Source organism: Gallaecimonas sp. GXIMD4217 (genome assembly GCF_038087665.1).
Lineage (GTDB): Bacteria > Pseudomonadota > Gammaproteobacteria > Enterobacterales > Gallaecimonadaceae > Gallaecimonas.
In genome coordinates this window covers 1,366,242-1,383,557 of record NZ_CP149925.1, presented here as the reverse complement: position 1 = coordinate 1,383,557, position 17,316 = coordinate 1,366,242, and the positions used below count along the sequence as shown (strand labels likewise).

The following is a 17,316-nucleotide window of genomic DNA, read 5'->3' as shown; positions in this document are numbered from 1 at the left end:
TTTATAGATCACAAAATGACCAGCGCACAACTTTTTACCATTCACAGGCAGGATCCAGCCACGGCCAGGCTGTTACCCTTGGAAGAAGAGCTTCAACGACAAGCCGTTAGCATGAGTGACTTTACATTCACCGAGGCTCAGGCCAGCGCCATGCTGGACTGGGTGATCCGCAGCCCCGCCCTGCTGGGCCTGGCCCCCGAGCCGGCGCTCTGTGGCCAGCCCAGGGTGGATCTGGCCGCCCTGGCCCAGGCCCTCGGCCGGGAAAAACGCCTTGGCAAGCGCTTCGAGGTGCTGGTGGCGGCCTGGCTGGCCGCCGATCACCGCTACGAGCTGCTGAGCCAGGACGAGGCCATCCATGTGGGCGGTCGCACCCTGGGCGCACCGGATCTGATCGTGCTGGACAAGGAAACCGGCAGCCTGGAGCACTGGGAGCTGACGGTGAAGTTCTATCTGGGCCTGGAAGCGGGCTGGCTGGGACCGGGCAAGAGGGACTGGCTGGAGGAAAAGGCGGCGCACCTGGCCACACACCAGTTGCCGCTATTGCAGAAAGCCGAAGCCAGGGACTGGCTCGAGGCCCGGGGCTGGCGCATCGACAACAGGCGGCTGCTGAGCCGGGGCATGCTGTTCGGCCATGGTCCGCACCGGGACTATGTGCGCCCGGAGCACGCCCAGGGACACTGGTACCAGGCCCACAACCTGCCCAGGGGCGACTGGTTCGAGCTGGAGCGTTGGCAGTGGATAGCGAAGGTGGAATTGGAGGAACTCAGGCCGTTACGCAAGGCAATAGACAGGCCCTTGATGATAGCGCGGGAGGCAAACGCTTGCCTGGAGCGGCACTTCGTGGTGCCGACCGGCTGGCCGAAATGACGGACGGGCGCTTGCGCGCCCGTCCTGATGTCAGCTGAGGTCGCCGGCGTCCTCGACCCGGCTCTTGAGCTTCTGGCCGGGTCTGAAGGTCACCACGCGACGCGCCGAGATGGGGATGTCCTCCCCGGTCTTCGGATTGCGCCCGGGACGTTGGTTCTTGTCCCTAAGCTCAAAATTACCGAAGCCGGACAGCTTAACCTGCTCACCGTTTTCCAGGGCCTCGCGGATCTCCTCGAAGAAGGATTCGACCAGATCTTTGGCCACCCGCTTGTTTATCCCCAGTTTTTCGAACAGGCGTTCCGCCATTTCAGCTTTGGTCAGCGCCATAGATCATTCCCTCAAGGATGCATTGAATTGGCTTTTCAGGGCATCGACCACTTCGTTGACCACATCCGTGATCTCGCTCTCTTCGAGCGTGCGTTCCTTGTCCTGCAGGGTCAGGCCGATGGCCAGGCTCTTCTGCCCTTCCACCACGCCCTTGCCGCGGTACACGTCGAACAAGTGTACGTCAACTACCTGATTTCCGCCAATTTTTTGCACCAGCTCGAGTACGTCGCCGGCGGCGACCACCTCTTCCACCACCACCGCCAGATCGCGACGGTTGGCCGGGAAGCGGGAAATGCGCTCGGCCTCGGGGATCCGGCGCTCGCCCAGGGCGTCCCACAGCAGCTCGAACACGAACACCTGGCTCTTGATACCCAGGGCCTTGGCGGCCGCCGGGTGCAGGGCGCCCAGGTGACCGACCAGCTGCTCACCACGGTAGATGGCGGCACTCTGTCCCGGGTGCAGGCAGGCCAAAGCGGCCCGTTCGAAGCGGAACTCGCTCGGGTTGCTGGTCAGGGCCAGCAGGTTTTCCACGTCACCCTTGAGGTCGAAGAAATCGACGTTGCGGCTCTCGATGCCCCAGTGCTCGCCGTGGCTCAGGCCGGTGATGACGCCGCCCAGCAGCGTCTCCTGGCGCACCTGGCCGTCACGCTGGACGAAACGCAGGCCGCTTTCGAACAGGCGCACCCTGCCCTGCTGGCGGTTCTGGTTGTAGACCAGGGCGTGCAGCAGGCCGGGCCAGAGGCTGACACGCATGGCGGACATCTCGGTGGAGATGGGGTGCGGCAGCACCAGCTGCTCTTCGTTGGCGAACAGGGCGGCCTGGGCCTTGGGATCCACGAAGCTGTAGGTGATGGCTTCCTGGTAGCCCAGATCCACCAGCATGGCCTTGAAGCGCGGCAGGGCCAGGCGGGCTTCCCTGTGGTCGGTCATGGCCAGGCGGGCCAGGGGCGCCACGTTGGGGATGTTGTTGTAGCCGTAGACGCGGGCCACTTCCTCAATGAGATCTTCCTCGATGGCGATATCGAAGCGGTAGCTGGGCGCCTTGACGGTCCATTGGCTACCGTCGAAGCGGGGCGCCATGCCCAGGCGGGCCAGCAGCTCGGTGACCACCTCGTCGGCGATGTCGTGGCCCAACACCTTGGCCAGGCGCGCCTTCCTGAGCACGATGTCGCTGTGCACCGGCATCTGTTCCTGGCTGATGGCTTCCACCACGGGACCGGCCTCGCCACCAACGATGGCCAGCAGCAGCTCGGTGGCGCGCTCCATGGCGCGGCGGGTCAGCAGCGGATCCACGCCGCGCTCGTAGCGGTGGGAGGCGTCGGTGTGCAGGCCGTACTGGCGGGCACGGCCGGCGATGGCCACCGGGTTGAAGAAGGCGGATTCCAGGAAGATGTGCTGGCTCTTCTCGGTGACGCCGGACTGCTCACCGCCGAAGATGCCGGCCATGGCCAGGGCCTTGTTGTCATCGGCAATGACCAGGGTGTTGTCCTTGAGCTCCACCTCGTTGCCATCCAGCAGGGTCAGCTTCTCACCCTCTGCCGCCAGGCGCACGTGGATGTCCCCGTCCAGGGCGTCCAGGTCGAAGGCGTGCATGGGGTGACCCAGCTCCAGCAGCACATAGTTGGTGACGTCCACTACGGCGTCGATGCTGCGGATGCCGCTGCGGCGCAAGCGCTCCTGAAGCCAGAGCGGGCTCTGCCTGGACAGGTCGACGTTCTTGATCACCCGGCCCAGGTAGCGAGGGCAGGCCTCGGGGGCATCCAGGTGGATGGCGCGCTGCTCGTCGATGGACGGGGCCACGTGGTTCTCGGCCACTTCGGTCACGTCCAGGTTGTTGAGCACGCCCACCTCGCGGGCCAGGCCCAGCAGGCCCAGGCAGTCGGCGCGGTTGGGGGTCAGATCCACCTCGATGCTGTTGTCATTGAGCTTCAGGTAGTCGCGGATGTCGGTACCCACCTCGGCGTCGGCCGGCAGTTCGATGATGCCGTCCGCTTCCACGTCGATGCCCAGCTCGGTGAAGGAGCACAGCATGCCGTGGGAGGGTTGGCCACGCAGCTTGGCCTTCTTGATCTTGAAGCCGCCGGGCAGCTCGGCGCCGACCTTGGCCACGGCCACCTTCAGGCCCTGGCGGCAATTGGAGGCGCCGCAGACGATGTCCAGCAGCTCGGCTTCACCGACGTTGACCTTGGTGACGCGCAGCTTGTCGGCGTCCGGGTGCTGGCCGCATTCGACCACTTCACCCACCACCACGGTATGGAAATCGCCGGCCACGGGCTCGATGCCGTCCACTTCCAGGCCGGCCATGGAGAGCTGTTCGGCCAGGGCCTGGCTGTCAACGGCCGGGTTCACCCACTCGCGCAGCCACTGTTCGGAAAATTTCATCTTGTGCTACTCCCTGGCCTTAATTGAATTGCTTGAGGAAACGCAGGTCGTTCTCGAAGAAGGACCTCAGGTCGGTGACGCCGTAGCGCAGCATGGTCAGGCGCTCGACGCCCATGCCAAAGGCGAAGCCGGTGTATTTTTCCGGATCGATACCGACACTGCGCAGCACGTTGGGATGCACCACGCCGCAACCCAGCACTTCCAGCCACTTGCCGTCCTTGCCCATCACGTCCACTTCGGCGGAGGGCTCGGTGAAGGGGAAATAGCTGGGACGGAAGCGCACCTGCAGATCTTCCTCGAAGAAGTTCTTCAGGAAGTCGTGGAGTATGCCCTTGAGCTCGGCGAAGGAGACGTTCTCGTCCACCATCAGGCCTTCCACCTGGTGGAACATGGGGGTGTGGGTCTGGTCGTAGTCGTTACGGTAGACGCGGCCCGGAGAGATGATGCGCAGCGGCGGCTTCTCCACTTCCATGGTGCGGATCTGCACGCCGGAGGTCTGGGTGCGCAGCAGCATGTCCGGGTTGAAATAGAAGGTGTCGTGATCGGCCCGGGCCGGGTGATGGGCCGGGATGTTCAGGGCATCGAAGTTGTGGAAGGCGTCTTCGATTTCCGGGCCTTCCTTGGTGGCAAAGCCCAGCTCGCCAAAGAAGGCTTCGATGCGCTGGATGGTCTGGGTCACGGGATGCAGGCCGCCGGTCACCTGACGACGGCCAGGCAGGGTCACGTCCACCTGCTCGGCGGCCAGCTTGGCGTTCAGCTCGGCCTCGGCCAGTTCGGCCTTCTTGGCGTTGAGCAGGCCCTGGACGGCCTGCTTGGCTTCGTTGATCACCTGGCCCGCCTTGGGGCGCTCTTCCGGGCTCAGATCCTTCAGGGTCTGCATCTGCAGGGTCAGCAGACCCTTCTTGCCCAGGTACTCCACCCGAATGGCATCCAGTGCGGCCATGTCGTCGGTGGCGGCAATGGCCGCCTTGGCCTGGCTGACGATCTCGTCAAGATGTTGCATGGCGTCCTCGTTACGCTTAAACAAAAAAGGCCTCCGCTTAGGGAGGCCCGTCGTTTTCCTTTAGCTTCTTTTTCACCAAGGAAGGCCTGCCCGCGTTCAGCGGTCAGTAAAGAAGAAGCTAAAGAAAAACAGGATGATCTTCATAGGGTCCATCATAGCCAGAGACAAAAAGGGAGGCAATGCCCCCCTTTTCAAAACCTTAGGCCAGAGCGCCTTTGGCTTTTTCGACCAGCGCGGTGAAGGCAACTTTGTCGTGGACGGCGATGTCGGCCAGGATCTTACGATCGATTTCCACGGAAGCTTTCTTCAGACCGTTGATGAAACGGCTGTAGGACAGGCCGTTCTGACGGGCAGCAGCGTTGATACGGGCGATCCACAGCTGACGGAAAACACGCTTCTTCTGACGACGGTCACGGTAAGCGTATTGACCAGCTTTGATCACAGCCTGGAAAGCTACGCGGTAAACGCGAGAACGCGCACCGTAGTAACCTTTGGCAGCCTTAAGTACTTTCTTGTGACGAGCGCGAGCGGTCACACCACGTTTTACACGAGCCATTGAGAATCTCCTCTATTAAGCGTTGGGCAGCATGCGATCGATCAGCGGCTTGTCAGCGGCTGAGATCATGTTCATGTCACGCAGCTGACGCTTACGCTTGGAGGACTTCTTGGTCAGGATGTGGCGCAGGTGAGACTGCTTGAACTTGTAGCCACCAGAAGCGGTTTTCTTGAAACGCTTCTTGGCGCCACTGTGGCTCTTCATTTTGGACATTGTTAACAACTCCGCATTGTTAATTAAACACAGTCAGGGCGAGTGGGCCCATCAGAGCCCACTACTTGTGGGCGCCTGACTATTTCTTTTTGGGGGCAAGCACCATGATCATCTGACGGCCTTCCATTTTCGGGAAGGACTCGACAACTGCGAGCTCTTCGAGATCGTCCTTGATGCGATTCAGCAAATCGCGACCAAGGTTCTGGTGGGCCATTTCACGACCGCGAAAACGCAGCGTGACCTTGCCCTTGTTGCCCTCTTCCAGAAAGCGACTCAGGTTGCGCAGCTTTACCTGGTAATCGCCTTCATCAGTACCAGGGCGGAATTTGACTTCCTTCACCTGGATCTGTTTCTGCTTTTTCTTCTGCTCTTTTTGAGCTTTTTGCTTTTCGTAGAGGAACTTACCGTAGTCCATGATCTGACAGACCGGCGGCTCGGCGTTGGGACTGATTTCGACCAGATCCATTTCAGCCTCTGCGGCCTTGGCCAGGGCGTCCTGGATGCTGACGATACCGGCCTGTTCGCCTTCCGCGTCGATGAGGCGAACCTCGGGGACGCGGATCAGGTCATTGATACGGTGTTTCGGTTTCTGCTGGACCGGTTGGCCCCGTCTTCCGCCTTTAATATCCTATTCCTCCACTGTTGTTTGTCCCCGGCTGGCAATCTCTTCCTTCAGCTTGGCGATAAAGTCGTCCAGCTTGAATGTGCCGAGGTCCTGTCCCTTGCGCGTCCGTACGGCAACTTCGCCGCTTTCGCGCTCCTTGTCACCGACAACGAGCAGATAGGGGACACGCTTGAGAGTGTGCTCGCGGATTTTAAAGCCTATCTTCTCGTTTCTCAAGTCGGACTTGGCCCTGATGCCCGCGGCCTCCAGGGTCCTCACCACTTCCTGCACATAGTCGGCCTGGGCGTCGGTGATGTTCATTACCATGGCCTGGGTCGGCGCCAGCCAGGACGGGAAGAAGCCGGCGTACTCCTCGATGAGGATACCGATGAAGCGCTCCAGGGAGCCCAGGATGGCGCGGTGGATCATCACCGGCACCTTGCGCTCGTTGTCCTCGCCCACATAGGTGGCGCCAAGGCGGCCCGGCAGGGCGAAGTCGAGCTGGATGGTGCCGCACTGCCAGGCGCGATCCAGGCAGTCGTAAAGAGTGAATTCGATCTTGGGACCGTAGAAGGCGCCCTCGCCCGGCTGCAGTTCGTACTCGAGGCCGTTGGCTTCCAGGGCCTGCTTGAGGCCTTCCTCGGCCTTGTCCCAGATGGCGTCGTCGCCGATACGCTGCTCGGGGCGGGTGGACAGCTTGACCACGATGTTCTCGAAACCGAAGGTGGCGTAGGTGTCGTACACCATCTTGATGCAGCTGGACACCTCGTCCTGGATCTGATCCTCGGTACAGAAGATGTGGGCGTCGTCCTGGGTGAAGCCACGGACCCGCATCAGGCCATGCAGGGCGCCGCTGGGCTCGTTGCGGTGGCAGCAGCCGAACTCGGCCATGCGCAGCGGCAGGTCGCGGTAGGACTTCAGGCCCTGGTTGAAGATCTGCACGTGGCCCGGGCAGTTCATGGGCTTGATGGCGTATTCACGCTTCTCGGATTCGGTGGTGAACATGGCCTCGGCGTACTTGTCCCAGTGGCCGGATTTCTCCCACAGCACCCTGTCCATCATGAAGGGGCCCTTGACCTCCTGGTAGCCGTACTGGCCCAGCTTTTCGCGCACGAAGCTCTCCAGCTCGCGGAAGATGCTCCAGCCGTCGTGGTGCCAGAACACCATGCCGGGGGCCTCTTCCTGCATGTGGTAGAGATCCAGCTGCTTGCCGATCTTGCGGTGATCGCGCTTCTCGGCCTCGGCCAGGCGCTGCAGGTAGCCCTTGAGCTGCTTCTTGTCGGCCCAGGCGGTGCCGTAGATGCGCTGCAGCATCTTGTTATCGGAGTTGCCGCGCCAGTAGGCGCCCGCCACCTTCATCAGCTTGAGGTGGTGGCAGAACTTCATGTTGGGCACATGGGGGCCGCGGCACATGTCCACGTATTCTTCGTGATGGTAGAGACCCGGCCTGTCGTCACGGCTGATGTTCTCGTCCAGGATCGCCATCTTGTAGCTTTCGCCCCGGGCCTCGAAGGCGTCCCGGGCTTCCTGCCAGCTGACCTTTTTCTTCACCACGTCGTAGTTGCTCTTGGCCAGCTCCAGCATGCGCTGCTCCAGCTGGTCCAGGTGCTCCTGGGTCAGCGGGAAATCCAGATCCACGTCGTAGTAGAAGCCGTTGTCGATGACGGGGCCTATGGCCATCTTGGTCTGGGGCCACAGCTGCTTGATGGCATGGCCAAGCAGGTGGGCACAGGAGTGGCGCAGGATCTCCAGGCCTTCATCGTCCTTGGCGGTGATGATGGCCAGTTCGGCATCACTTTCGATAAGGTCGCTGGCATCCATCAGCTCGCCGTTGACACGGCCGGCAATGGTGGCCTTGGCCAGGCCGGGACCGATGTCCTGGGCCACATCCATGATGGATACGGGATTGGCGAATTCGCGCTTGGAGCCGTCCGGCAGGGTAATAATGGGCATGAAATTGTCCTTGTCAGTGGCGACCCCTACCAAGGGCCGCATGATACTGGGCATAGAAAAACGACCCTCTTTGGCGCGTCTGAACCAGGGACACTGCCTTTTGGTGGTCGTTTTGAAAGAATCCCTATTGGACGATAGACCAGCAGGCGGGTCAAGGGGGCATTGGCCGAACGGCCAGGCCAACATACTCACCTGGCCCCATTGCCGCTTTGTGGGCCAGGTCAATTCCTATACCCTTAAGCAGCTGATAATGGATAACTATTTTTTCGGCGGCGCGGCAATGGCGAAGGATGACAGCGAAAGCCCGGTCGTCTTTCCAGGACCTGCGGGCCGCCGTGATCAGGGGGTAAAATGCGCTTGGGGTGGTTGTTCTGGTTGATGAGTTTTTCTTCCCTGGCCGCCGACTGGCAATGGGTCAGGGACGAAGACGGCGTTCGCATTGCCACCCGTCCCAGCCGGGACGGTATTCACGAGGTACTGGCCGAGACCACCACCACCACCCGCCTGTCCGCCTTCGTGGCTCTGCTCGATGATTTTGCCGCCAACCCCAGGTGGGTGACCCATTCCAAGGGCGTGGTGCTGCTGGAAAAACCCACCCCCACCTCGGATCTCATCTACACGCAATTTGACTTGCCCTGGCCGGCCCACAACAGGGACATGGTGACCCTGTCGACCTGGTCCCAGGACCGGGATGGCGTGCTCTACCTGACCCTGGAGGATGCCGGCGACCGGGTACTGGCACAGCCCGGCTTCGTGCGCATGCAGAATGTCGCCGGCCAGTGGTCCCTGACGCCGCTGCCGGACGGTCGGGTGCGCATCCGCTACCAGGGCCATGCCGATCCGGCCGGCCAACTGCCCCACTGGCTGGTCAACGAAATGACCACCAAGGCCACCTTCGAAACCTTCGTCAAGATGCGCAGGCTGCTGGACAAGGGCAAGTACCAGGACAGCAGCTATCCCTTCGTCCGCGAGCCCCAGGCGACCCGCACCCGGGCCGAACGGCGGTAATGGGCGGGCTGGCCTGCAGGTTCACGGCCGAGCCTTCATCAAAGCGTCAACAAGCTGTCAGGGCTTTGTCACGGCCGGAGGCTTTACTACGGGGCGTCCAGACACGGCAAGGAGGATATGCCATGACCCAGGACATGCTTGCACTACCCATGGTCGCCGCCATGATGACCGCCTCGCCCGGCGCCAGCTACCAGGATCTGGAAGCCCTGCTCGGCAATCTGATCAGCCAGAACGTCGCCGAGATACTGGAAGAGCAGCGCCGCGCCGACCGGTTGTCCCTGTCCCAGCCGACCGACCTGCTGAACGAGTTGAACAGCCGCTTTGCGCCGGTGATCTACCGCAGCGGCCAGGGCCCGGATCCCCTGCCCCTGTTGGGCGCACGCTGATCCCGGCGGCTACACTAGGTAGGTGTAGCCGCCGGGAGAATGAACCATGTGGAAAGCGCTGTCTGACGAGGTTACCGCCGCCCTGGGTCGCCCCTATCTGTTGCAGGACAGGCAGCCCATTTCGGGTGGGGATACCCACAGGGCCTACTGCCTCACGGACGGCCAGCTGCGCCTGTTCGCCAAGGTGGCGCCGGTCGAGCACGGCGAGATCCTGGCCAGCGAAGCCTTTGGCCTGGCCGAACTGGCCAAAACCGGCCAGGTGCGGGTGCCGGAGGTAGTCACCCAGGGCCAGACCGAGGCCTTCAGTTATCTGGTGCTGGAATACCTGCCCCTGGGCCAGCCGGAAAAAGGCGCCTGGCAGAAGCTGGGTGAACTGCTGGCGGCGCTGCACGGCCGCACCGATCAGGCCATGTATGGCTTCGACGAGGACAACTTCATCGGTCTCACCGACCAGCGCAACGGCTGGCACAAGCACTGGGACCAGTTCTTTGCCGAACAGCGCCTGGGTTACCAGTTGACCCTGCTGGCGGAAAAAGGCGAGCGCCTGGGCGATATCGAGGAACTGGTGGCCTGCGCCAAGAACCTGCTGCACGGGCACCAGCCCCGCCCGGCCCTGCTCCACGGCGATCTGTGGAGCGGCAATGTCGGTTTCCTGGGCACCGAGCCGGTGCTGTTCGATCCGGCCTGCTATTACGGTGATCGGGAGGCCGATATCGCCATGACCGAACTGTTCGGCCGCCTGGATCCGGATTTCTACGACGCCTACGACAACAACCTGCCCCTGGACGCGGATTACGAACTCAGGCGCAGCCTTTATAATCTCTACCACCTTCTCAACCACGCCAACCTCTTTGGCGGTCATTACCTGCAGCAGGCCAAGGCACAACTGAAACAGGTCCTGGCTTTCTGCTAAGGATCCACGTTGTCGTTTTCTGCGGTGATCTTCGATATGGACGGCATCCTCATGGACTCCGAGCCCTTCTGGGCCCGGGCCGAGCTGGATGTGTTCAACACCCTGGGGTTGGAGCTGACCCTGGCCGATACCCTCAAGACCCAGGGCATGCGCATCGACGCCGTGGTGGACTACTGGTACCGCCGTCGCCCCTGGCAGGGCATGGACCGGGAACAGGTGGCCAAGACCATAGTGGCGCAGGTTTGCGCCAGGGTACACCGGGAAGGTGAGCCCCTGCCGGGGGCCGTGGAGCTGGTTACCTCGCTGAAGGCCCTGGGACTGCCCCTTGGCCTGGCCACCTCCTCGCCCTGGCTGCTGGTCGGGGCCATCCTGGAACGGCTGCAGCTGCAAGACGCCTTCGACCAGCTGGCCTCGGCAGAAGATGAACCCAGGGGCAAACCCCATCCCGGCGTCTACCTGAGCTGCGCCCGGGCCCTGGGCGTCGAGCCCGAATGCTGCCTGGCCATCGAGGATTCGGTAAACGGGGTGATCGCCGCCAAGGCGGCGGCCATGGCGGTGCTGGCCGTACCCCAGGGGGAGGATCCGCGCTTTGTCATCGCCGACTGGCAGGCCGAGAGCCTGTCCCGGCTGCCGCCGGCGCTGTCAAAAAGGCTGAGCCTAGAGCCTGGGTGAGACCACCACGTAGCCCCGGCCCTGCACCGGCACGTACCAGGTACCGCCGGACACCAGGTAGCTGGTACCGTCGATCACCACCGATTGGGCACCGGCCGGCACCGAAGACACCAGGGTTCCCACGGGCAGGCCGCTGCTGGGCACCCTGTTGTAACTGCCCGCCGGCGGCCTTTCCACATAGCGGTATTCATCACCGCGCTTGCGGTAATAAAGACCGTCAATGACGGCATAGGTCACCCCGGCCAGCACCACGAAGGTCACCAGATCCGGCAACAGGCTGCGGTGATAGCTGTGGCGATAGTGGTGGCCATGATGGCGATAGTGCCGGTAGTGACGATGATGACCGTAGCGGTGGTGGCCATAATGGTGCTTGCGGTGGTGGCGAAACTTATGGTGGCCCCGATGATGGCTGGCCTTGACCGCCACGGCGCCATGGCCGTGACCGGGGCCGGCGGCCAGCACCGGCGGTGCGATAAGGGAGGCCATCAGCAGGGAAGTCAGCACTGGGTAACGCATGGCGGCATTCCTCTGGTGGTACCTTCCTAAAGTCTAGAAGGGGCCAGGTGAACCTGAGCCAACGGCGGGTAAAGTAGCGTAAAGGGCCCCTTTGCCTAAGGGGCCGGCGGCCACCATACTTTAATAAAGCTGTCATGGAGGCCCGAACATGGACGACATCAAGCGTTTCCGGGTGGAATGCCCCAACTGCGGGAGTCACGTCTTTATCACAGTGGAGCCGGACGACGTCGGCCAGGATTTTGTCGAGGAATGCGCCGCCTGCTGCTGTTCCATGCACATCCAGGTGACCGAGGAACTCGATGGCGAAGTGGTACTGCAGCTGGACGGCGAAGACGAGCAGATCTACTGAGCTGCCTTTGACGCTCAGCCCTGCGCCCGGGCTGCCAGCACCCTTTCTACCGTTTCCACTATGGCCTGGGTCTGGGGATCGATCTCGATGTTGACCCTGTCGCCAAGCTGACGGTCGCCTATCACGGTGCGGGTCAGGGTCTCGGGAATGAGGTTCACCTCGAAGCCCTGCGCGGTCTTGGCGCCCACGGTCAGGCTGATGCCGTCCACGCCGACATAGCCCTTGTCGAACACGTACTTGTGCCACTGCTCGGGCAGGGCAAAGCCGATACGGCAGTTGGTCTCGGTGCTGTCGATGGCAATGACCTCGGCCATGCAGTGCACGTGGCCGGACATGGCATGGCCGCCAATTTCGTCGCCGAAGCGGGCCGCCCGTTCCAGGTTGACCTCGCTGCCCACGGCCAGCTCGCCCAGGTTGGTGATGCGCAAGGTCTCGCGCATCAGGTCGAAGTGCACCTGGTCGCCGTCCACCCGGGTGACGGTCAGGCAGCAGCCGTTGTGGGCCACGGAGGCCCCCAGTGCCAGGCCGGGCAGCAGCGCCTCGGGGAAGGCCACCACATGGCTGCGGAACTGGTCCTTTTCTTCTATGGCCACCACCTGGCCCTTGCCCTGGACTATGCCGGTAAACATCTCTACTCCTCCCGCTGCGACCAGCAGCCCTAAAAAAACCGGTGAGGCGATTCTCGGCAAAAGGGCCGGTGCTTTACAATAGGGCATCACCAAATCAGGGCAATTCCATGACGTTGTTGCAAGAAGCCGGCCGCCTGTCCCGCCTGGCCGGTCCCATCCTCATCGCCCAGCTGGCCCAGACCCTGATGGGCTTTGTGGACACCATCATGGCCGGCCAGGTCAGCGCCACCGACATGGCCGCCGTGGCCGTGGGCTCCTCGCTGTGGTTCCCGCCGGCGCTGTTCATCCTTGGGGTGGCCATGGCCCTGACCCCCATGGTGGCCAACCACCACGGCGCCAGGGACGACGGCCCCATTGCCGGCATAGTCCAGCAGGGCGCCTGGCTGGCGCTGGGCATCACGCTGCTGGTGGTATGCCTGGCTCCCCTGACGCCCAGGGTGCTCGACGCCATGGACGTGGACACCGCCCTGGCCGCCAAGACCGAACTGTACGTGTATTTCGTCTGTGCCGGCCTGCCCGCCTTCGCCCTCTACAATGTACTGCGCAACTATATCGAGGGCATGTCCAACACGGTGCCGACCATGGTGGTGGGTTTCCTGGGCCTGCTGGTCAACATTCCCGCCAACTATGTGTTCATCCATGGCCTGTTCGGCATGCCGGCCCTGGGCGGCGCCGGCTGCGGCCTGGCCACGGCCCTGGTGATGTGGGTGATGCTGCTGGTGCTGACCGGCTACACCCTGCTGGCCAGGCGCTATCGCCATATCGGCCTCTTTGCCCGGCTGCATAGGCCGGATCCCCAGGTGATCCGCCACCTGGCCGCCATCGGCCTGCCCATGGCCCTGGCCATCTTCTTCGAGGTGACCCTCTTTGCCGTGGTGGCCCTGCTGATCGCCCCCCTGGGGCCGGTGACCGTGGCCGGCCATCAGGTGGCCATGAACTTCAGCTCGCTGGTGTTCATGTTCCCCATGAGCCTGGCCCTGGCAGTGACCATCAGGGTCGGCCACACCATGGGTGAAGGCTCCCCCGACGGCGCCCGGCGGGCCTGTTATGCCGGCCTGGCCCTGGGCCAGCTGGTGGCCGTGACCAGCTGCACCCTGACCTGGCTGTTCCGGGACCAGATAGCCGCCATCTACACCGACGACGTAGCGGTGCTGGCCCTGGCCACCCAGCTGATCATGCTGGCCGCCGTCTACCAGCTTTCCGACGCCTTCCAGGTGGTGTCCGGTGGTGCCCTGCGCGGCTACAAGGACAGCCAGGCCCTCTTCTACATCACCTTCGTGGCCTATTGGGGTATCGGCCTCAGCACAGGTTATGTGCTGGGCCTGACCGACTGGCTGATCGAACCCATGGGTCCCCACGGCTTCTGGATAGGCTTTATCGCCGGCCTGACCTCGGCGGCGGCCATGCTGCTGGCCCGGCTCTGGGTGCTGCACCGCCGCCACGCCGGCGCCCAGATCCCCATAGAGGTGGTGGCGTGAGATGGCCCTGGCTGCTCGCCGGCCTGCTGCTGTGCGGCTGCGAGCGGTCGGGCGGCCCCCTGGTCGATTATCCCCAGCGGCTGGCCAATGTCCTGGACGTGCCCCATGAACCCAGCCCCCTGCCGGTACTGGCCGCCGGAGGCGGCCGCCCCTGGGCAGCCCCCCAGGCCGAGATCACCATAGGCCTGACCGAACTCTACGCCCTGCGCAAGTGCAACCTGGGCGCATTGATCGGCGCGCGCAACTCGGCCCTGGGCAAGGTGGCGCCGCCGTCCCAGCGCTTTTTGTACGAAGTGGAGCTGCTGCACGGGCTCAATCACTGCGATCAGGCCCCGGCCAAGACCCGCCAGCTGGCCGAGCGGCTGGCGGCCCAAAAGGCCCCGGCCCTGCCCCTGGCCGCCTGGCATCTTGTCAGCCAGGACGACGCCTTTCGCCGCAATTGGCGCCACGGCGTGGCGCCCCTGGCAGTGGGGGACTTTCCCGGCCTTTATGACGCCATCACCGCCGTCACCGACATCCGCGCCCTGCTGCAAGGCTGGGATCCGATCAGGGCGGCGCGGCTGGAGTCGGGGCTGGCGGCGCTGGCCCATGGCCGGATCCTGGCCCGGCTCAATGTCAGCCTGTACCAGGCCCGCCACCAGCTCGATGCCGCCGCCGAGCTGCTTGAGCAGCACCAGCAGCACATTCCCTGCCCCAACGGCCGCCCCGGCGCCCGGGCCAACACCATCGGGCAGTTCTTCTTCGGCTATTACGGCAACAAGGTACAGCCGCACCTGGGCGAGCTGCTCCAGGCCAACCGCCTGCTCAAGCGGCCGCTGTCGGAGTTGATCGTGTCCCTGCCGGTGCCGACCAGCGCCAGGGAGCAGGTCCGCTACCTGAGTGGGCTGGACGAAGGCAGCCTCAGCGCCGACTTCGACGCCGCCCTGAAAAGGCATACCCAGGCCTGGCAACAGTTCCTGGGCCGTTGTGGCCTCAGGCCAGGCGGCTGACGGCCAGGTATTGCGGAACTTTTGGCCGACAATGGGCAAAAGCTCGCCAAACGACTGATTTAGGCACTCTTGCCTCTTGCCAAGGCCCAACACCGCCGCTAATATTGGCGTCCGTTCCGGGGGCAACCCCAGGCGAAACGTGCGTCCGTAGCTCAGTTGGTTAGAGCACCACCTTGACATGGTGGGGGTCGGTAGTTCGAGTCTACTCGGACGCACCAATACACCCGTAGCTCAGTTGGTTAGAGCACTACCTTGACATGGTAGGGGTCGGTGGTTCGAGTCCACTCGGGTGTACCAATTTACTGCCATAGCTCAGTTGGTTAGAGCACCACCTTGACATGGTGGGGGTCGGTGGTTCGAGTCCACTTGGCAGTACCAGACACCAGAAAAGCCCGGCCCTGTGCCGGGCTTTTTGCATGGGTTTCCCGGCCGTTATTTACAAATGCTGACAACTTAGGACAAAACCCTTGTTGCCGGCTTGTTATCCTCCTGACCAACAAATCAGGAGGATAACCACATGAAAACGCTGCTGAAGTGGCTTGGCCTAGGCCTGCTGCTGATCCTGGTCATGGGCTCGAGCCTGGCCGCCCACGAATGGTATGCCAAGAAGCCCCTGTTCTTCCGCGCCTTCCTGGATCGCGAGGTACTGAAGCTGGCCCTGGACAGCCCGGAAGGCCTGACCTCCCTGGGCCTGCTCGACAGCCTGGGCATCAAGGATCACAACGCCAAGCTGGATGACGCCAGCCTGGCCAAGGGCGACGAGCAGTTCGCCAAGATCAAGCACATCCATGCCGTGCTCAACAGCTATGACGATGCCGAACTCAGCCCCGGCGACCGCCAGTCCAAGATCATCGCCAACTACCTGCTGGATCTGGCCCTGGCGTCCGAGCCCTACCGCTACCACGACTACCCGGTGAACCAGCTGTTCGGCGTGCAAAACGGTTATCCCAGTTTCATGGACGGCCAGCACCAGATCCATTCGCTGGAAGATGCCGAGCATTATGTGGCCCGCCTCAACGCCGTGGACACCAAGTTCGCCCAGGTGCTGGAAGGCCTCAAGCTGCGTGAAGAGCGCGGCATACTGCCGCCACGCTTCGTGGTCGACCGGGTGCTGGACGAGATGACCGCCTTCGTCGCCACCCCGGTGGAGGAGAACATCCTCTATGGCTCCCTGGTGCGCAAGCTGGACAAGGTGGCCGAGCTGGACGAAGCCAGCCGCGCCCGGCTGCAGGCCGAAGCCCGGCAGGCCATCCGCACCAATGTGCATACCGCCTACCAGAGCCTGATCGACTATTTCACCGCCCTGGCCCCCAAGACCGGCAACGACCACGGCCTCTGGCACCTGCCGAACGGTGACAAGGCCTACGCCCTGGCCCTGAAGTTCTACACCACCACCGACTACAGCGCCGAGCAGATCCACGCCATCGGCCTGGCCGAGGTGGCGCGAATTCAGGCCGAGATGCTGGCCATACTGGCCGAGCAGGGCCACGACGTCAGCCAGGGCTTCACCGCCGCCATGCAGGCCCTGGCCGCCGAGCCCCGCTTCTATTACGAAGACAGCCCGGCCGGCCGCCAGCAGATCCTGGCCGACTACCAGGCCATACTGGACGAGATCGATGCCGGCATGGCCAAGGCCTTCCGCATCCGTCCCAAGGCCGGCATGGAAGTGGTGCGCATCCCCGAATTCAAGGAAAAGACCGCCCCCGGCGCCTACTACCAGGGCCCGGCCCTGGACGGCAGCCGCCCCGGCCGCTTCTTCGCCAACCTCCATGACATCAAGGCCACGCCCCGCTACGGCATGCGTACCCTGGCCTACCACGAGGGCATTCCCGGCCACCACTTCCAGATCTCCGTCGGCCTGGAGCTGGAGGGCGTGCCCTTCTTCCGTCGCCTGTCCCCCTTTACCGCCTATACAGAAGGCTGGGCCCTGTACGCCGAGCGCCTGGCCTGGGAAATGGGCTTCCAGGCCGATCCCTACGACAACATCGGCCGGCTGATGGCGGAGCTGTTCCGGGCTGTGCGCCTGGTAGTGGACACCGGCATCCACGCCAAGCGCTGGAGCCGCGAAGAGGCCATCGCCTACATGATGACCAACACCGGCGGCATGGCCGAGAGCGAGGTGGTCTCCGAGATCGAGCGCTATATCGTCCAGCCCGGCCAGGCCACCGCCTACAAGATGGGCATGATGAAGATCCTGGAACTGCGCCAAAAGGCCCAGGACGCCCTGGGCGACAAGTTCGACCTGCGCGACTTCCACGACGTGGTGCTGAAGAATGGCGCCGTACCCCTGGACGTGCTGGAGGACTTTATCGACCAGTACATCGCCGACAAGCAAGGCGCCTGATGGCAAAAGGCCGGCTAACGCCGGCCTTTTTTATTTTCCGGCGCCCATGGGCGCCGGCCCGTAGAGGTGCAGGAAACGAAGGCTATTCCTCGTCCTTTTGCTCCTCAACACGCTCCTGTTCCTGTTT

Annotated in this window: 19 protein-coding genes, 3 tRNA genes and 1 other annotated feature; of the genes, 13 read left to right on the top strand and 9 right to left on the bottom strand. The window is 63.1% G+C overall.

Annotated elements, in window-relative coordinates; all coding sequences use genetic code 11:
• Positions 1–111 precede the first annotated feature (111 nt).
• Complete coding sequence (locus WDB71_RS06840) at positions 112–867, top strand: DUF1853 family protein (protein WP_341503893.1); 756 nt, start codon at positions 112–114, stop codon at positions 865–867.
• A gap of 30 nt (positions 868–897) precedes the next feature.
• Here WDB71_RS06840 and ihfA read toward each other — a convergent pair whose 3' ends face one another.
• The 7 genes from ihfA to thrS form a co-directional block, all read right to left on the bottom strand.
• Positions 898–1,194: an integration host factor subunit alpha gene (gene ihfA / locus WDB71_RS06835; RefSeq protein WP_341503892.1), complete on the bottom strand. Its 297-nt coding sequence runs from the start codon at positions 1,192–1,194 to the stop codon at positions 898–900.
• 3 nt (positions 1,195–1,197) lie between these two features.
• The gene (gene pheT / locus WDB71_RS06830; RefSeq protein ID WP_341503891.1) at positions 1,198–3,576 is read right to left on the bottom strand and encodes a phenylalanine--tRNA ligase subunit beta; all 2,379 of its coding nucleotides are present in this window, start codon (positions 3,574–3,576) and stop codon (positions 1,198–1,200) included.
• A gap of 19 nt (positions 3,577–3,595) precedes the next feature.
• Positions 3,596–4,579: a phenylalanine--tRNA ligase subunit alpha gene (gene pheS / locus WDB71_RS06825; RefSeq protein ID WP_341503890.1), complete on the bottom strand. Its 984-nt coding sequence runs from the start codon at positions 4,577–4,579 to the stop codon at positions 3,596–3,598.
• 20 nt (positions 4,580–4,599) lie between these two features.
• Positions 4,600–4,724: a sequence feature (Phe leader region), on the bottom strand.
• A gap of 54 nt (positions 4,725–4,778) precedes the next feature.
• Positions 4,779–5,135, bottom strand: a complete 357-nt coding sequence (rplT, locus tag WDB71_RS06820; RefSeq protein ID WP_341503889.1) for a 50S ribosomal protein L20 — start codon at positions 5,133–5,135, stop codon at positions 4,779–4,781.
• A 15-nt stretch (positions 5,136–5,150) separates the two neighbouring features.
• Positions 5,151–5,348, bottom strand: a complete 198-nt coding sequence (gene rpmI, locus WDB71_RS06815; RefSeq protein ID WP_341503888.1) for a 50S ribosomal protein L35 — start codon at positions 5,346–5,348, stop codon at positions 5,151–5,153.
• 79 nt (positions 5,349–5,427) lie between these two features.
• The gene (gene infC, locus WDB71_RS06810; protein WP_341504190.1) at positions 5,428–5,973 is read right to left on the bottom strand and encodes a translation initiation factor IF-3; all 546 of its coding nucleotides are present in this window, start codon (positions 5,971–5,973) and stop codon (positions 5,428–5,430) included.
• Between the two features lie 3 nt (positions 5,974–5,976).
• A complete protein-coding gene (gene thrS, locus WDB71_RS06805) occupies positions 5,977–7,905 on the bottom strand; it encodes a threonine--tRNA ligase (protein WP_341503887.1) in 1,929 nt (642 codons plus the stop codon).
• Here thrS and WDB71_RS06800 point away from each other — a divergent pair.
• From WDB71_RS06800 to hxpB, 5 genes are all read left to right on the top strand, one after another.
• Positions 7,904–8,284, top strand: a complete 381-nt coding sequence (locus WDB71_RS06800; protein ID WP_341503886.1) for a hypothetical protein — start codon at positions 7,904–7,906, stop codon at positions 8,282–8,284. The genes thrS and WDB71_RS06800 overlap by 2 nt on opposite strands.
• Positions 8,284–8,913, top strand: a complete 630-nt coding sequence (locus WDB71_RS06795) for an START domain-containing protein (RefSeq protein ID WP_341503885.1) — start codon at positions 8,284–8,286, stop codon at positions 8,911–8,913. The genes WDB71_RS06800 and WDB71_RS06795 overlap by 1 nt, the downstream gene beginning before the upstream one ends.
• A gap of 122 nt (positions 8,914–9,035) precedes the next feature.
• Positions 9,036–9,299: a hypothetical protein gene (locus WDB71_RS06790; protein ID WP_341503884.1), complete on the top strand. Its 264-nt coding sequence runs from the start codon at positions 9,036–9,038 to the stop codon at positions 9,297–9,299.
• Between the two features lie 46 nt (positions 9,300–9,345).
• Complete coding sequence (locus tag WDB71_RS06785) at positions 9,346–10,212, top strand: fructosamine kinase family protein (RefSeq protein WP_341503883.1); 867 nt, start codon at positions 9,346–9,348, stop codon at positions 10,210–10,212.
• A 9-nt stretch (positions 10,213–10,221) separates the two neighbouring features.
• The gene (hxpB, locus tag WDB71_RS06780) at positions 10,222–10,884 is read left to right on the top strand and encodes a hexitol phosphatase HxpB (protein WP_341503882.1); all 663 of its coding nucleotides are present in this window, start codon (positions 10,222–10,224) and stop codon (positions 10,882–10,884) included.
• Here hxpB and WDB71_RS06775 read toward each other — a convergent pair.
• Positions 10,870–11,400, bottom strand: a complete 531-nt coding sequence (locus tag WDB71_RS06775) for a DUF6515 family protein (RefSeq protein WP_341503881.1) — start codon at positions 11,398–11,400, stop codon at positions 10,870–10,872. The two genes, hxpB and WDB71_RS06775, sit on opposite strands and share 15 nt — an antisense overlap.
• Before the next feature lie 148 nt (positions 11,401–11,548).
• Between WDB71_RS06775 and WDB71_RS06770 the strand changes: the two genes are divergently transcribed.
• Complete coding sequence (locus WDB71_RS06770) at positions 11,549–11,749, top strand: CPXCG motif-containing cysteine-rich protein (RefSeq protein ID WP_341503880.1); 201 nt, start codon at positions 11,549–11,551, stop codon at positions 11,747–11,749.
• Positions 11,750–11,763: 14 nt separating this feature from the next.
• Here WDB71_RS06770 and WDB71_RS06765 read toward each other — a convergent pair whose 3' ends face one another.
• Positions 11,764–12,378, bottom strand: a complete 615-nt coding sequence (locus tag WDB71_RS06765; protein ID WP_341503879.1) for a riboflavin synthase subunit alpha — start codon at positions 12,376–12,378, stop codon at positions 11,764–11,766.
• Positions 12,379–12,485: 107 nt separating this feature from the next.
• On the opposite strand from WDB71_RS06765, the gene WDB71_RS06760 reads away from it, so the two are divergent.
• From WDB71_RS06760 to WDB71_RS06735, 6 genes are all read left to right on the top strand, one after another.
• Positions 12,486–13,856 (top strand): MATE family efflux transporter, encoded by a 1,371-nt coding sequence (locus WDB71_RS06760; protein WP_341503878.1) that lies wholly within the window; start codon positions 12,486–12,488, stop codon positions 13,854–13,856.
• On the top strand, positions 13,853–14,845 hold the full coding sequence (locus WDB71_RS06755) for a DUF3080 family protein (RefSeq protein ID WP_341503877.1): 993 nt from the start codon (positions 13,853–13,855) through the stop codon (positions 14,843–14,845). The genes WDB71_RS06760 and WDB71_RS06755 overlap by 4 nt, the downstream gene beginning before the upstream one ends.
• Positions 14,846–14,986: 141 nt before the next feature.
• Positions 14,987–15,063: transfer RNA gene (locus WDB71_RS06750), tRNA-Val, on the top strand.
• 2 nt (positions 15,064–15,065) lie between these two features.
• Positions 15,066–15,142: transfer RNA gene (locus WDB71_RS06745), tRNA-Val, on the top strand.
• A gap of 4 nt (positions 15,143–15,146) precedes the next feature.
• Positions 15,147–15,223, top strand: a tRNA-Val gene (locus WDB71_RS06740).
• A 139-nt stretch (positions 15,224–15,362) separates the two neighbouring features.
• Positions 15,363–17,189 (top strand): DUF885 domain-containing protein, encoded by a 1,827-nt coding sequence (locus WDB71_RS06735; RefSeq protein WP_341503876.1) that lies wholly within the window; start codon positions 15,363–15,365, stop codon positions 17,187–17,189.
• Positions 17,190–17,316 lie beyond the last annotated feature (127 nt).

Bases quoted from the DNA above. Each gene is read 5' to 3' on its own strand.
- thrS (WP_341503887.1), bottom strand. From the start codon at position 7,905: ATGCCCATTATTACCCTGCCGGACGGCTCCAAGCGCGAATTCGCCAAT.
- WDB71_RS06800 (WP_341503886.1), top strand. From the start codon at position 7,904: ATGAAATTGTCCTTGTCAGTGGCGACCCCTACCAAGGGCCGCATGATA.
- ihfA (WP_341503892.1), bottom strand. From the start codon at position 1,194: ATGGCGCTGACCAAAGCTGAAATGGCGGAACGCCTGTTCGAAAAACTG.
- WDB71_RS06770 (WP_341503880.1), top strand. From the start codon at position 11,549: ATGGACGACATCAAGCGTTTCCGGGTGGAATGCCCCAACTGCGGGAGT.
- WDB71_RS06840 (WP_341503893.1), top strand. From the start codon at position 112: ATGAGTGACTTTACATTCACCGAGGCTCAGGCCAGCGCCATGCTGGAC.
- WDB71_RS06735 (WP_341503876.1), top strand. From the start codon at position 15,363: ATGAAAACGCTGCTGAAGTGGCTTGGCCTAGGCCTGCTGCTGATCCTG.
- pheT (WP_341503891.1), bottom strand. From the start codon at position 3,576: ATGAAATTTTCCGAACAGTGGCTGCGCGAGTGGGTGAACCCGGCCGTT.
- rplT (WP_341503889.1), bottom strand. From the start codon at position 5,135: ATGGCTCGTGTAAAACGTGGTGTGACCGCTCGCGCTCGTCACAAGAAA.
- WDB71_RS06795 (WP_341503885.1), top strand. From the start codon at position 8,284: ATGAGTTTTTCTTCCCTGGCCGCCGACTGGCAATGGGTCAGGGACGAA.
- WDB71_RS06785 (WP_341503883.1), top strand. From the start codon at position 9,346: ATGTGGAAAGCGCTGTCTGACGAGGTTACCGCCGCCCTGGGTCGCCCC.
- rpmI (WP_341503888.1), bottom strand. From the start codon at position 5,348: ATGTCCAAAATGAAGAGCCACAGTGGCGCCAAGAAGCGTTTCAAGAAA.
- pheS (WP_341503890.1), bottom strand. From the start codon at position 4,579: ATGCAACATCTTGACGAGATCGTCAGCCAGGCCAAGGCGGCCATTGCC.
- WDB71_RS06765 (WP_341503879.1), bottom strand. From the start codon at position 12,378: ATGTTTACCGGCATAGTCCAGGGCAAGGGCCAGGTGGTGGCCATAGAA.
- WDB71_RS06775 (WP_341503881.1), bottom strand. From the start codon at position 11,400: ATGCGTTACCCAGTGCTGACTTCCCTGCTGATGGCCTCCCTTATCGCA.
- WDB71_RS06790 (WP_341503884.1), top strand. From the start codon at position 9,036: ATGACCCAGGACATGCTTGCACTACCCATGGTCGCCGCCATGATGACC.
- WDB71_RS06760 (WP_341503878.1), top strand. From the start codon at position 12,486: ATGACGTTGTTGCAAGAAGCCGGCCGCCTGTCCCGCCTGGCCGGTCCC.